This window comes from Flavobacterium kayseriense (genome assembly GCF_014305095.1).
GTDB classification, from domain to species: domain Bacteria; phylum Bacteroidota; class Bacteroidia; order Flavobacteriales; family Flavobacteriaceae; genus Flavobacterium; species Flavobacterium kayseriense.
Map to the genome: position 1 here is coordinate 327,518 of NZ_JACRUI010000002.1, position 15,179 is coordinate 342,696.

7 protein-coding genes are annotated in these 15,179 nt (G+C 34.5%); 6 read left to right on the top strand and 1 reads right to left on the bottom strand.

The features are described 5' to 3' along the window. Nucleotides 1–501: 501 nt before the first annotated feature. Together H8R22_RS07830 and H8R22_RS07835 are read left to right on the top strand one after the other, a co-directional pair. Entirely contained in the window at nt 502–5,595 is a 5,094-nt protein-coding gene (locus H8R22_RS07830; RefSeq protein ID WP_187009902.1) for a LamG-like jellyroll fold domain-containing protein, read from the top strand. Nucleotides 5,596–6,216: 621 nt separating this feature from the next. Continuing rightward, complete coding sequence (locus H8R22_RS07835) at nt 6,217–10,746, top strand: LamG-like jellyroll fold domain-containing protein (protein WP_187009903.1); 4,530 nt, start codon at nt 6,217–6,219, stop codon at nt 10,744–10,746. Between the two features lie 302 nt (nt 10,747–11,048). Here H8R22_RS07835 and H8R22_RS07840 read toward each other — a convergent pair whose 3' ends face one another. Next, nucleotides 11,049–11,501 carry a DUF4442 domain-containing protein gene (locus H8R22_RS07840; RefSeq protein WP_187009904.1) on the bottom strand — a complete coding sequence of 151 codons (453 nt, stop codon included), beginning with the start codon at nt 11,499–11,501 and terminating at the stop codon, nt 11,049–11,051. Nucleotides 11,502–11,716: 215 nt separating this feature from the next. On the opposite strand from H8R22_RS07840, the gene H8R22_RS07845 reads away from it, so the two are divergent. The 4 genes from H8R22_RS07845 (at nt 11,717) to H8R22_RS07860 (ending at nt 15,169) form a co-directional block, all read left to right on the top strand. After that, nucleotides 11,717–12,172, top strand: a complete 456-nt coding sequence (locus H8R22_RS07845; RefSeq protein ID WP_187009905.1) for a DUF4870 domain-containing protein — start codon at nt 11,717–11,719, stop codon at nt 12,170–12,172. A gap of 158 nt (nt 12,173–12,330) precedes the next feature. Then, nucleotides 12,331–12,660: a PadR family transcriptional regulator gene (locus tag H8R22_RS07850; RefSeq protein WP_035667768.1), complete on the top strand. Its 330-nt coding sequence runs from the start codon at nt 12,331–12,333 to the stop codon at nt 12,658–12,660. 5 nt (nt 12,661–12,665) lie between these two features. Continuing rightward, nucleotides 12,666–14,426, top strand: coding sequence for a PspC domain-containing protein (locus H8R22_RS07855; RefSeq protein ID WP_187009906.1), 1,761 nt, complete (start codon nt 12,666–12,668; stop codon nt 14,424–14,426). A 2-nt stretch (nt 14,427–14,428) separates the two neighbouring features. Continuing rightward, nucleotides 14,429–15,169 (top strand): head GIN domain-containing protein, encoded by a 741-nt coding sequence (locus H8R22_RS07860; protein WP_187009907.1) that lies wholly within the window; start codon nt 14,429–14,431, stop codon nt 15,167–15,169. Nucleotides 15,170–15,179 lie beyond the last annotated feature (10 nt).

The following is a 15,179-nucleotide window of genomic DNA, read 5'->3' on the forward strand; positions in this document are numbered from 1 at the left end:
TTTCTGAATTGGATTCATCAAAAAAAAACAATTTCTTCAATTTGATTTGCTTCAATATTCATTTTGAATCACTCTAAAATATTTTTCTATTAAAGGTTGTTTTTGCGTTGTTTGCTAATGGGAAATTCTAAGGATGAAATAAGATAAGTACAAAAAATTGTTTTCATAAGTTTTTGGAAATTAGGTCCTGAAAATTTACAAACCTCTGTAATATCATATTTTAAACTAAATAAATAGACTTAAAAATTTTACTACTTTTTCTAATTCTCAATCCTTATTGTAAAACAAATAATAAATTTTGTAGGCTTTATAGTTCAAGATATTGTATTAATAGTCGTTAATCGATTATTTTGACATAAAAAATATTTTTAACACGTAAAAAGTTTAATTTTACAGATCCGATTTTACATACATACTTTTTAATAAAACTCTTGTATTCTATTAAATTAGAGAACATTAAATAGTATTTAAAAATCAGTAACATTAGAACAGTTGAAAACTATGAATAAAATTACTATTCTTACATTAAAGTTTTTTTTCGTATTTTATTATATCCTTATTATAAATAGTGGCTACTCTCAGGGTCAACAAACATTTGTTACAACAAGTACTTTCACCGTTCCTGCTGGAGTCACTTCAGTCACAGTAGAAACATGGGGAGGTGGAGGAAAAGGAGGAACTATGTTAGCAAACGGATCAGCTGGTGGCGGTGGCGGTGGGGCATATGCCCGTAAAACTATAGTAGTAACTGCTGGAACAAATCATACTGTCACTGTTGGTTTGGGAAGTACTAGTACAAGTCCAGGTGGTGATTCTTGGTTTAGTACTACAGCAACAATTCTCGCCAAAGGAGGCAACAGTGTTCCTAATAATATAACTACTGGGGCAGCTGGCGGAAGTGCAACCACTAGTATCGGTGATTTTAAATTTGCCGGTGGAAACGGCTCAAATGGAATACCTTCAAAGTCTGGTGGTGGTGGTGGTTCATCAGCAGGAAGTTATACGAATGGTGTAGCTGCTTCTACTGGTTCTGGAGCCATAGCTCCATTGGGAGGTGGTAATGGCGGTAATGCAAGATCAGTAACTGAAGGAAATGCAGGGAATTCAGCAATTCTTGGAGGTGGTGGTGGTGGTGGCTATAGAATATCAACAGGAACTAGGACTGGAGGAAATGGCGCAAATGGAAAAGTAGTTATTACTTGGGGACCCCAAGAAATTGATTTACAAGGAAGTAATATCAGCATAGCAAGTGGTGATACTACTCCAGATGGAACTGACGGAACCGATTTTGGTTCGCTAGATATTAGCTCTGGATCTATTACAAAAATTTTCAGCATTCACAATCTAGGATCGGCTACTTTGAACTTAAATTCAATTTCTTTATCTGGCTCAACCGATTTTACGATAGTAAGCACCCCTACTTTACCAACAACTATCTCTGGAATGAATCGCACTAGTTTTTCGATTGCATTTGATCCCACGGTAATAGGGACAAAAAATGCTACCATTTCAATTGCCAATAACGACACTAATGAAAATCCTTACACATTTACAATCAAAGGTCGAGGTATTCAAACATTCTACGATAGTGACGACGATGGTGTATTTGACAATATAGACATTGATGATGACAATGATGGAATTCTCGATATTACCGAAGAGAATAATTGCCGAGCGGTAAAAGGATTCAATGTTAATTACAAATTTTTAAATGAAACTTTTGGAGCAGGAACAAACCGAACAACTATTAATACAACCTACGCTGCAACGACTACCTATTTATACGAACCAGGTGGTACGGGACCCAACCCTTATGCTGGTACTTTGAGTTTAAATGATGGAGACTACACTGTAGGCCCAAGTGCAATAATATCTACATGGGCTGAAGGCCCAACAGGAGTTTGGTATAAAGGCGGTGATCACACAGGTGACGTTAATGGTAGGATGGCAATGTTTAATGCTGACTATTCTCCTGGAATTTTCTACACCGCAACTATTACCGGAGCGCTACCACAAACACCTATAACATACAGCTTTTGGGTATTGAATTTAGACTTATCTGATGCTCCTGGGATTGCAACTAGATTAAGACCAAATATAAAAGTAGAATTTAGGGATTTAAATGATAATGTACTTTCTACTATCAGCACTGGCGAAATAGCACCAACCAATAGTAGCAACATCTCAGGAGACTGGTATAATTTTACATCTGATTTAGTTTTTAACGTCAGTGACTTTAAAGTAGTTTTTATAAATAATGAAACAGGGGGAAATGGAAATGACTTAGCGATAGATGACATATCAATATCTCAAACTTTATGTGACCGTGATGGTGACGGAGTGGCTGATTTATTTGATCTCGATGCAGACAATGATGGTATAGAGGATATAATTGAGGTAGGTTTAGGAAGTTATAGTAATGGAAAAGGCAAAATAGCTGTTGCTTGGGCAGACGTAAACGGTAATGGTCTTCTCGATAGCGTTGAATCTATCGCCGCATTACCTGCTTTAGACTCAGATGGTGATGGAGTCCCTAATTATTTAGATTTAGATAGCGACAATGATAGCTTGTTTGATGTTGATGAGTCTGGTGCTGGAAATAGTAATGCTGTTACGGGCTTTATTAACGGAGATGGAGATATTTCTGGCGATGGAACTGGAGACGGACCTGAATCAGAAACATTTAGAAACAAAGACACTAATGGAGACGGAATACTGGAAGGCTTTGGTGATGGAATATTAGACATTTATGACTATGGTACGGGCTTAAATCAATATGGAAACATAGGGCAAGGAATTGCAAATGCCAATCCTAACACTACTTACTTACTAGATACCGATGGCGACGGTATACCTGATTACCTGGATGTAAAATCTAACGGAACTACTTTTGATATTGCCAATAATAAATTGTTGTACAATTATAAAATTTTAGACGCTAACAATGACGGAATTATTGATGGTACTGCTGACATTGATAAAGATGGCATATTAGATACTTTTGATAGTAATACTTCACTGTTTGGGTCACCGAGAGATATCCGTACCAAATTATTTCTAGATTTTGACGGAAGAAATGATTACGCACAAAGTACTTCGATTTTAGGAACATTAGATAATGCATCCCTGATGGCTTGGATCAATTTAAATTCGGGGTTTACAACAGAGGGTGTTGTCATCGGACAGAACAATTTCCAAATTGGTATAGATGCATCTAAGAAACTTTTTACTTCTATTAATGGAACAAAGGTAACTTACAACACCGCACTATCCAGTCAACGATGGTATCATATTGCTGCAGTATATGGAGGTGGTTCACTTAAGCTTTACTTGAACGGTACTTTAGTACGAACTCAAGCAAGAACTGGTTCAATAAATAATGATACTTCATTATTAACAATAGGCCGCGACCCGGCTACTATAGGACCTATTGGATCGAAATACTTTAAAGGCAAAATGGATGAAGTACGGGTATTTAATGTAGCGTTAACCGATTCACAATTGCAACGAATGGTTTATCAAGAAATTCAGGATAGCAGTTCTGAAATTAGGGGTGCAATTATTCCAAAAAATATAGCTACTGCACCCTCTTCCTTGCCTTTTGCTAATTTACTGCGATACTACCGAATGGATAATTACAAAGATGATATCATAGATGATTTAACTACGCCAATGATAGATATTATTGGAACAAAAATATACAATCATAAAAATATATTTGTGCAACAGGCTCCAATGCCTTTTTTAACCGAGCGTACTGGTACTTTTTCTGAAGCAGTAAATAGCCCAACGAAGGAGATTAGAGGAATGGACGTAATCGACAAAGACTGGTCTATCATAAAAGTACAGCATGACATTACCGACACCGTAGACAATATAGACTTAGGAATGATTGTCGATTCAGGAAAAAATATTGTAATGAACAATAACACCAAAATCCAAAATGACTGGTATTTAAAGTTAGATGGTACAATTGATCTTACTGGCATGTCTCAGCTATTACAAACCAATGAAAGCGACCTAGATGTAAGTAGTTCTGGTTCCATTGAGCGAGACCAGCTTGGACAGTCTAACAAATACAATTACAATTATTGGAGTTCTCCTGTGGGACCAAAAAACACTTCACAAAACAATAGTGATTACACCATTGGAGCCGTGATGAAAGACGGCGGTACAAGTACGCCAAAAAATATAAATTGGATAACAGGATACGACGGATCTCCTTCAACTTCAACAATACCGGTAAGCATAGCTAAATATTGGCTTTATAAATTCGATAACTTAAGTAATAACTATTCAAATTGGACACAGATTTCTGAAACAGCGCCACTAAAAGTGGGACTGGGTTATACTATGAAAGGCAGTGGAAGTCCTTTAGGGAATCAAAACTATACATTTGTTGGAAAACCAAATAATGGAACTATATCTTCTAACACTGTAGGCGGTGACCAATTACTTTTAGTAGGAAATCCATATCCTTCAGCCTTAGATGCAGATGCTTTTATAAACGAGAATATCAATTCGATTCAATCGTTTACAAGTCCCTCTATAGATGGTACATTGTACTTTTGGGAACATTATGCAACGAATAATACTCATATTTTACGCGCATATCAGGGCGGTTATGCAGTACGAAATCTTACTGGAGGTATAGCGCCTTCTTCGTCAGCAGTAGACTTTATCTCAAAATCCGGCACTCCATCTAGAGGAATACCAAATCGTTTCATTCCGGTGGGACAAGGATTTTTTGTTATTGGAAAAAAGGACTCTGGAGGCACAATTATGTTTAAAAACAATCAAAGAGCTTTTTTTAAAGAAGATAATACAACCATGTCTAATCCGACTTTTAAAACTACTGCTACACTAAAACAAAAAACTGAAAATAATTCTGCTGATGAAAAGATTGTGATTAAATACAAAAAGGTTCGTCTTGGTTTTAATTCACATGACGATTTTCATAGACAAGTTCTATTAGGATTTATGGATGAAAAAGCTACCTCAGCTATTGACCTTGGTTACGATGCCTTAAGTATTGACGATTTCCCAAATGACATGTATTTTCTCAATGGCGAAAACCAACTTGTAATTCAAGGTGAAGGATTTTTTGATAACAATATTTCGTACCCATTAGGTGTAAAAACAGATGCTGATGGCAAAGTAACTTTTAACATAGATGGTACTGAAAATTTTGATTCACAGCAGCATTTTTTCATTTACGACAAACTAAACGATACTTATAATGACATAACAAATGCACCGTACGAAGTCTTTTTAAATAAAGTAAAAACTAGTGATCGATTTTATCTCCGATTTAATGATGGTAAAAAAGCTATTACTGAAGCAATAGAAGCTGCTAAAACCGGACTCTTTATTACTTATTCATCAAAAACAAATTCGATAACCATAAATAACAATACTAATTTTAGTATTGAAGAATTTAGTCTATATAATACTATCGGACAAAACCTTATGAATAGTAAAATCAGTACTCTACAAGAATTAAAAATTCCTCTCCAAAAACTAGCGACAGGCATGTACATTGCCAAAGTAAAAACAGCAACAGCTACTTTCACTCAAAAAATTATTGTACCCTAACTACAATTAATAATTTACACTACCTTCTTTTGCAAGACTAGAAACGAGAATTTAATCACTCTTACTATTACAGTTTTAATATAGACCAGAGAATACAATTGTATTATTTTACAAAAAAGGTGCCTTTATAAAAGGTACCTTTTTTGTAGGATTCAACACTATCCCATAAGCTCTGATAGAAAAACCATTCCAAAAAGACGCCCTATATATTTTTTCAAAATTAATAATACAAAATAGCTATTCTAATTTTCATTTTTAATGATGGTTCACTTCTGATTACTGTTCTTTATTATTAAAAAAAATGGAGACTATTTAATCTTGCAATTAGACTTATAAAACATATTCAAAATATCCTTTGTACCAACTTTGTAAAACACCTTATAGCTATTTAATATTAAAATGCTTGAAGAAAGTATCACTTTATAATTAAAAAATATATTTTTGTAATAATTTACTTTATTTAAATAACTAATAATGTATTTAATCGATTTTAAATGCATTACAACGTGTTTATTAACCGAAAAAAATTATTTTTGTATTTGTATTTAACTACACAAAATACATTCCTTTTTGAATTTGTACATAGAAAAACAGCAGTAGCAGCAACTATAAATAATAGTTATGGATAAAACTTTACACGTAAACAATTTAATTTGCAAAATTGCGGTGCAAATAATTTTAATATTATTTGTATTAAATCCTCTCAAAACAATCGCGCAAGCTACTGTAGTAAAACCATTTACACAAAGAGCCGCAGCAGCTACTCCAACACAGTTGAACTATAGAATCAAAGGTGACTTTACAATGATTGGAAATACCAATTTAACCTTGGCAGCATATGGTGATGCAGTTAATAACAATACTGAGAATATGATTTTTGTTGATGTAGATAGTGATCCATCAACATTCAATTCCTCATCTGCAGAATTACAGCTATCAAATGAAAATGGAGCACTACCTAATTGCTCTAGAATTTTATATGCAGGGTTATATTGGACTGGTAGATCTAACAGTAGCCAGTATACTTTTAATGTAACCAAGAACGGTGTAACCAAACCATTTGATAAAAGAAAGGTGTCAATCAAAGGTCCAAATGAGACTGCTTACACGGTTATGACTGCTACAAACTCGGACATTCAATATCCAGTTAATTTAAGCACACACTCAGGTATTTTTGTAGGTTATAAAGAAATTACCGATTACGTTAAAGCGAATGGTATTGGAAATTATACCATAGCTGATTTAGCAATTGTAGAAGGAAAAGGTGATGGCACGGGTTTCGTTGGAGGCTGGGGTATGGTTATAATTTATGAAAATGATTTGATGAAATACCGCGATGTTACACTTTTTGATGGTCATGCGCTGGTAGTTTCAAATGGGGATCAATTTGGTGAAATATTTGTTGATGGATTTAAAACAGTTCCCTCTGGTCCAGTAAAGATGAAATTGGGAGTAATGGCTAGTGAAGGAGATGCTGGTGTTACCGGAGATTACTTAAAAATAAGAAATAACACTCTCACCAACGCTGCAACGCCAACAGCTGCAAGTAATTACACGAGTTTATCTCATTCTGGAAATACAACAACCAATTTTTTTAATTCGTCAATATTTACAGGAGGTAATCCTAGAAACCCAAACATAGTAAATAACACAGGAGTTGATTTGAGTATGTTTGAAATTAACAATCCTGGTAATTCCGTTTTAGGTAATAACCAAACCAGCACTACCTTCCGATATGGTACCGTAGGAGAACTTTACGCTATATTTGGTTTAGCCATGTCAGTAGAGACCTATGTTCCAGAACCAGAAGCTTTTATGGGTGTAACCTCGATAGACGGCAATACAAATCCACCGTTGCCTTATACAGTAACACCTGGTAAAAACATTACTTACACTTTAAACATTAAAAACAAAGGTACAGAGGCGATAAACAGTACCGTAATTAGAATTCCGATTTCGAATACCATTAACTTCGAAGTAGGAAGTATTACAATAACTAAAGCCACAGATGTTACCACTACTAATTTACCCTATTTTGATACTGCAACTAGCACTATTATTTGGGATATGGGTACTTTACCATTACATACAGACCCAAATGACTTATTAGCAACCTTAACCTTCAGAGTAAAGGCTACAGAGAATTGTGCAATAATTATAAACAATAGTTGCACCTCTGTCATATCTGTAAGTGGTACTATTGCAGGTGTCGGAGTAATATCCGGTAATGCAATTAGTAAAGCTATTTTTAAAGGTTTTGATAATTCTACAGGATGTAATACCGCAATTACAACACCAACCACTGTTGCATTAAATAGCACAGGAAGTAGCTGTTTCACTAATATAGCAGGAGCAGATAGAATACTTAGCTGTGGCGGCGAAATTGTCACTTTAGCGGCAACAACAGGAACAACAGGAACTTGGACTATTGTTAGTGGACCAACTGGAGGAGGTGAAATCTTCTCTAGTATATCAAGTCCAAGTTCAACCTTTTCTAGTCCTAATTTTGGACAATATTTATTGCGATGGACAACGGGATGTGCAGCAACAACTGACGACGTTTTGATCACTTTTGTACCATGTAACGTTTTAAATTTTGATGGCGTAGATGATCATGTAACTTTCAACAAGAATTACAGCTTAAATACTGGAGCGTTTAGCATTGAAGTCTGGATTAAATCAAACGCTTCAAACACTAACAGGCAAACGATATTTTCTAAGCGTTTGGGTACAAATACAACTCACGGATATGACTTAAGATTGGTAAATAATATAATCTCTTTCAATTGGAACAATAGCTCAATAACATCTCAATATCCTATAAATACCGGGAGATGGTATCATGTCGCAGTAACATTTAATGGCACTAACTACAAACTTTATATCGACGGGATTGCTGTACAAACACAAGTTAGTGGAGTTAACCCGGTGCTAAATAATAATTCAAATTCCCTTCTAGGAGCGACGGGTCAAACAGCTGGTACCCCTTCTAATTTCTTTAATGGTTGGATGGACGAACTACGTATTTGGAAATTAGAGCTTACACCTCAGCAAATTCGCCAAATGATGAACCAAGAAATTACAAATTCGAGCGGAAACATCGAAGGTAGTATAGTCCCACTTGCAGTCCCAGGACTTAATTGGTCTAATTTAGATGGTTATTACCAAATGAATAAAGCAACTGATATACTTAATGGTAACGTATTAGGAAAATCGCTTACGGCAATTCAAGGGAGACTTATTAATATCGGAACACCGCAACCAGAAACAGCTCCACTTCCTTACACAACTGCAGCCAATACTGCATGGGAGACATCCAGTACGTGGACCAACGGAAGTGTTTGGAATATTCCTAATACATTAGCTATTGATGGATCCACGTATATTGACTGGAATATTGTAAAAACTAGCAACAAGGTTACCACTGCAGGAAACAAGACTTTATTAGGATTACTTGTTGAAAGCAATACTCTTGAAGCTAACAGTAATAATAAGATAGAAGTAACGCATTATTTAAAAATTAATGGAAAAATAGATCTAGTAGGTAAATCACAGCTCATCCAAACAGAAGGTAGTATTCTTGAAACTTCAAGTTCGGGGTCTATTGAAAGAGATCAATTAGGACAGTCTAATAAATACAACTATAATTATTGGAGTTCACCCGTAAGCCCAATAAGTAGTGCTCAAAACAATGGCAATTACTCCGTTTCGGGAGTTATGAAAGACGGATCAACCACTATACCACAAAATATTAATTGGACTGGTGGCTATGATGGGGCTCCAACTACACCATTTAGCATTGCAAGATATTGGCTGTACAAATTTGATAGCTTAAATAATGCTTACGCAAATTGGACTCAAATCGCAGAAACAGCACCACTGAGAGTAGGTCAAGGCTTTACGATGAAAGGCAGTGGAAGTGCATTAGGTAATCAAACGTATACTTTTGTAGGAAAACCTAATAATGGAACAATAGCGACTAACACTGTTGGGAGCGATCAGCTATTATTAGCTGGAAATCCGTATCCATCTGCTTTAGATGCTGATGCTTTCATTACTGATAACATTAATTCAATAAAGTCCTTTAACAGTCCTTCTATAGACGGTACATTGTACTTCTGGGAGCATTATGCTACCAATAACACACATATTTTACGAGCGTATCAAGGTGGTTACGCAGTACGAAATCTAACGGGAGGAATTGCTCCTTCTTCCTCTGGAGTCGATTTTATTACTCAGTCTGGAACTCCATCGAGAGGAATTCCTAATCGTTTTATTCCAGTTGGCCAAGGATTTTTTGTAATTGGTAAATTAGGTTCAGGTGGTACCGTTACCTTTAAAAATAGTCAGCGCGGTTTCTATAAAGAAGATGATGCCGCCAACTCTAATGTCCTTTACAAAACAAAAAAAACAGCGAAACAAGATTGGAAAACTAACGAAAATGATTCTGCAATTACTGAAACATACAAAAAATTAAGATTGGGATTTAACTCTCATGATGATTTTCACCGTCAGGTACTACTTGGTTTTATGGATGAAAAAGCGACTTCTGATATCGATCCTGGTTATGATGGTTTCAATATCGATGATTTTCCAAATGACATGTACTTCCTTAATGGTGATAACCAACTATTGATTCAAGGAGAGGGCTATTTTGATGAAAAAGCATCGTATGCCATAGGTATCAAAACAGATGCCGAAGGGAAGGTATCATTTAACTTAGATCTAGTAGAAAATTTTGATACGGCACAACGCTATTTCATCTATGATAAACTTACTGATACTTATAACGATATTACCACAACACCATTTGAAGTGACACTTTCTCAAGGCAAAACCGAAGATCGTTTCTTCCTAAAATTCAATGATGGAAAGACACTAAACAGCAATGAGTTTATAAATGAAAGTGAAGCGATCACAATACGTTATGCAGAAAATCAAAATAGCATTATAGTAAATAATCCAACCGAAATTGAAATAAAAGGAATCACGCTTTATAATATTTTAGGTCAAAATATTATAAACACAAAAATCACAAATCAAGATCAAAAAGAAATTACAATCCCGCTTAAAAAACTGGCACCTGGAATATATATTACAAAAGTACAAACTGATAAAGCAGCTATAGCTAGAAAAATTATTATACAATAAGTTTCAGAAGTTCAATTGACAGGAAGATTTGTTCTAATTGAATCAACTATTCAAACGAATAGAGCTGCCCTTTGTTGGTTTTATTTCGAAAAAAATTATAATTTTCTAGTACTAATAATGATTAATACACAACTAAGGAACAAAGCTACAGAATCTATAATTTACAGATACTACTAACATCAAATTCTACAACTCACAATGTGGTCAACACGACAAAAAACTATTTTATAAAAATTTGAAACAAAAAAAAGCCTCTAAATTTAGAGGCTTTTACGTATTTATATTTACTACAATAAACGAAACTACTTAACTCGTACACTCCATTCAAAATCCATTTCTGATACTTGAATTCCCTTTTCGTCAGTTCCAATAGACTTCATCCAAAAAGTTTGACCCTCACCTGTTGCAATAGTTGCCTTCATTGCTTGCTCGATTAAATGACCATCTTTACACTCAAAAGTTATTAGTCCTGTCGCCTTTTTAGTAAAATTACCTTTGTTATTTGCTACCAACATTGATATTTTGCGTCCACTCTTTTGAATCTGGTACATTACTAGAGCACCCGTTGCTAGCTCAGCCGCCATAGCTTGAACAGCAAAATACATGGAATTAAAAGGGTTTTGATTGATCCAGCGGTGTTTTACTTTTACAACACAATGACTCTCATCTAATTCTTTTACACGTACCCCACATATAAAAGCAGATGGTAATTTAAAAAATAAAAATTTGTTGAGTTTTGATGCTGTAAGTTTCATAGACACTGGTTTTGAGGCTAAAATACAAAAAATTACTATGCGTACATAATAAATTAATTTGTTAATTTTATGTTAACTTTTACTACTATGCGATACAAGATACCATTCTTTAGATATATATTTGCATAAGAAATTACTAGGCCGACTAAAGCTAACCTGTATTAATTTTAATCATCATCAAAGCCAAGAATAAAATTGGCATAAAATCAATCAAAATGGAAAACACAACCGAAAAAAACATTGCAACTTTTACACACTTGAGCACATTGACTCAGTATTTTATTCCTTTTGGAAATTATATTTTTCCAATACTTTTATGGTCTTCTAAAAAAGACAAATCAGAATTTGTCGATTTTCATGGAAAGCAAGTCCTGAATTTTCAATTGAGTATTTTATTGTACTCTATCCTTACAGCATTAATTGCTATTCCTATTTTACTTGTTACAATTTTTAATAATGTTTCCCTAGATGCGGTGATCAACGATGATAACTTTGTCGTAAATAATTTTAATTTTAGTAATCAAATAGGTTTAATAACTGTAGGATTAACTGCCGTTTTTCTTTTTGGTTGTTTAAAAGTAGCGGAGTTTTTTTTAATCATATACGCGGCGATTAAAACGTCAAATGGAGAACGTTATAAATATCCTATCACCATACCGTTTATCAAATAAAATACTCCTAGCCCTGATAGCAGTGGAAATCCTTTTTACTTTTTTGAAAAAAAATAAAAAGATTGCAGCGAATAGCAGGATTAGCTTCAAATAAAAATCATCAATTATCAATCAAAAAATGAATAGCTTAATCAACAAAAAAATCAAAAAAACAAATTATGAACATTGAAAACACAAAAGCCCAGATGCGTAAAGGTGTTCTCGAGTTTTGCATCTTATCTGTACTAAAAGAGAAAGATGCTTATACATCAGAAATACTTGACACTTTAAAAAACGCAAAATTACTTGTGGTAGAGGGTACAATTTACCCACTGTTAACACGATTAAAAAATGACGGTTTATTGAACTACCGTTGGGAAGAATCGACCTCAGGACCACCCAGAAAATACTATGGTCTCACTGAAATAGGCCAAACCTTTTTGAACGAACTTAGTGGCACTTGGACTGAATTGTCTGATGCCGTAAACCTTATAACCAACCAAAAATAAAAGTCATGAACAAAACTGTAAATATAAACCTAGGCGGAATGTTCTTTCATATAGACGAAGATGCATACCAAAAATTAACACGCTATTTTGATGCTATAAAGCGTTCTCTCAACAACTCATCGGGACAAGATGAGATTATAAAAGATATCGAAATGAGAGTTTCGGAACTATTAAATGAGAAACAAAAAAGCGACAAACATGTTGTGGGATTAAAAGATGTAGACGAAGTTATTACCATAATGGGACAACCTGAAGACTATATTATTGAAGACGAAAACACAAACAATCAGCAAACGTATAATTATAGTACAACTGGTAGTAGATCAAGAAAATTGTACCGTGATAAAGACAAAGGCATGCTTGGAGGCGTGGCTGCTGGATTAGGATTTTACTTTGGGATTGACACTGTATGGATCAGGATTGTTCTTATTCTGTTAGTTTTTGCAGGGTTCGGCACCGGTATTATTGCTTACATCATTTTGTGGGTAGTTACTCCTGAAGCGATTACAACCTCTGAAAAACTAGAGATGACTGGCGAGCCTGTTAATATCTCGAACATCGAAAAAAAAGTAAGAGAAGAGTATGAAAATGTATCTCAAAAATTTAAAAATGGCGATTATGACAAATACGGTAACCAAATAAAAACTGGAGCTGGTAAAGTGGGAAGCTCATTAGGTGACTTTATTATGACTGTTTTTAAGATTTTTGCTAAGTTCCTTGGTATCATTTTAATTATGACAGGTTTAACGACATTGATTTTCTTATTGATAGGCGTGTTCACTTTAGGTACAAATGCCTTTATTGATTTTCCTTGGCAAGGATTTGTAGAAGCAGGAAATTATACGGACTACCCTATTTGGTCGTTTGGATTGCTAATGTTTTTTGCAGTTGGAATTCCGTTCTTTTTCTTAACAGTATTAGGGTTCAAATTATTAGCTCCTGGGATGAAGTCAATAGGAAGTATCGCTAAATACACACTTTTAGCTTTGTGGATTATCGCTGTTGCCTTAGCTATTTCGCTAGGAATTAAGCAAGCATCAGCATTTGCATCTGATGGCCGAGTGGTGAAAAAAGAAACAATTAACCTTATGCCAAATGACACTTTATTCGTGAAGTTCAAGCACAATGCTTATTATTCAAAAAGCATTGATGATCATGATAATTTTAAAATTACACAAGACTCCTTGAGTAATAATGTAATTTATTCAAACCATGTAAGTTTAAAAATAGAACGTACAGATGAAAAGTTACCTTACCTGCAAATAGAGAAAGAAGCAAAAGGAAATTCATTATCTGAAGCTAAAAAAAGAGCCGAATTGATTAAATACAGTTATAAAATAGTTGGAAATCAAATCATTTTAGACAACTACCTGCTCTCTAATCTAAAAGATAAATTTCGTGATCAAGAAGTAGCCATTACATTGTACCTCCCAGAGGGAACACTTTTTAAAGCAGATACTAGCGTTCAAGAATATGACAGATCTAACGATGAGTTTTTTAACTTGCACTATAGCTCTGGTAAATATTTATATCAAGTAATGGAAAATAAAGTACGTTGTTTAGACTGTCCAGCAGATGAAAATGAATATGATGACGTTGACAGTGAATATGATGAAGAAATCAATCTTCAAGCAACGGATGATCAGAACAATTCAATTATAATTAGCAAAAATGGAGTAACGATAACTACTGATTCTACTAATACTAAAAAAAGTTCTAGTCGACTAAGAGTGAATAAAAATGGGATAATTATTAAAACAAATTAATCATGATCAAAATTATATCACTACTAACAAAATTTGTTATTGCACTACTATGTTCAGTGCTGTTTGCATCCTGCAACCACACTATCAACTTAAAATCAATAACCGGTAGCGGCACTGTTGAGAAAGAGAATAGAACTGTAACTAATCCGTTCAAGAGCATAGAAGTAAGTAACGCGATCGATCTAGTGCTAGAACAATCAGATAAAACTGAAATCACAGTTGAAGCCGACGATAATCTAATCAGTAGCATAAGAACTAGAATAGAAAATGGCGTTTTAGTTATTGACTGCGACTACAATTCGTTCCTTGATATTGAATCTAAAAAAGTAATCGTAAAAATGCCTCTTATAGAAGAATTAAAAGCCTCAAGCTCATCTTCTATATCAGGTACCAATACTTTAAAAGGGGAAGAAATTGTGATAAGAGCTTCCAGTGCAGCTAATATTAAGCTCGATTTGGAATATGATCGTGTGAACGCAAAAGCGAGTAGTGCTAGCACAATTGTCATGTATGGATTAGCCTTAGATTTAAATGCTAATTCATCTAGCGGAAGCGAGATTGAAGCTGATGATCTTTTATCAAATGAGGTTATAGCGGCAGCTTCTAGTGGTGCATCTATTAAGACACATCCTATTGTAAGGTTAAAAGCTAAAGCGTCAAGTGGCGGAAGTATTGAATACTCTAAAACGCCCAAATCAATGGAACGTCGAGTGTCGTCAGGTGGAAGCGTCGATAAAATATAGGTTAACATTA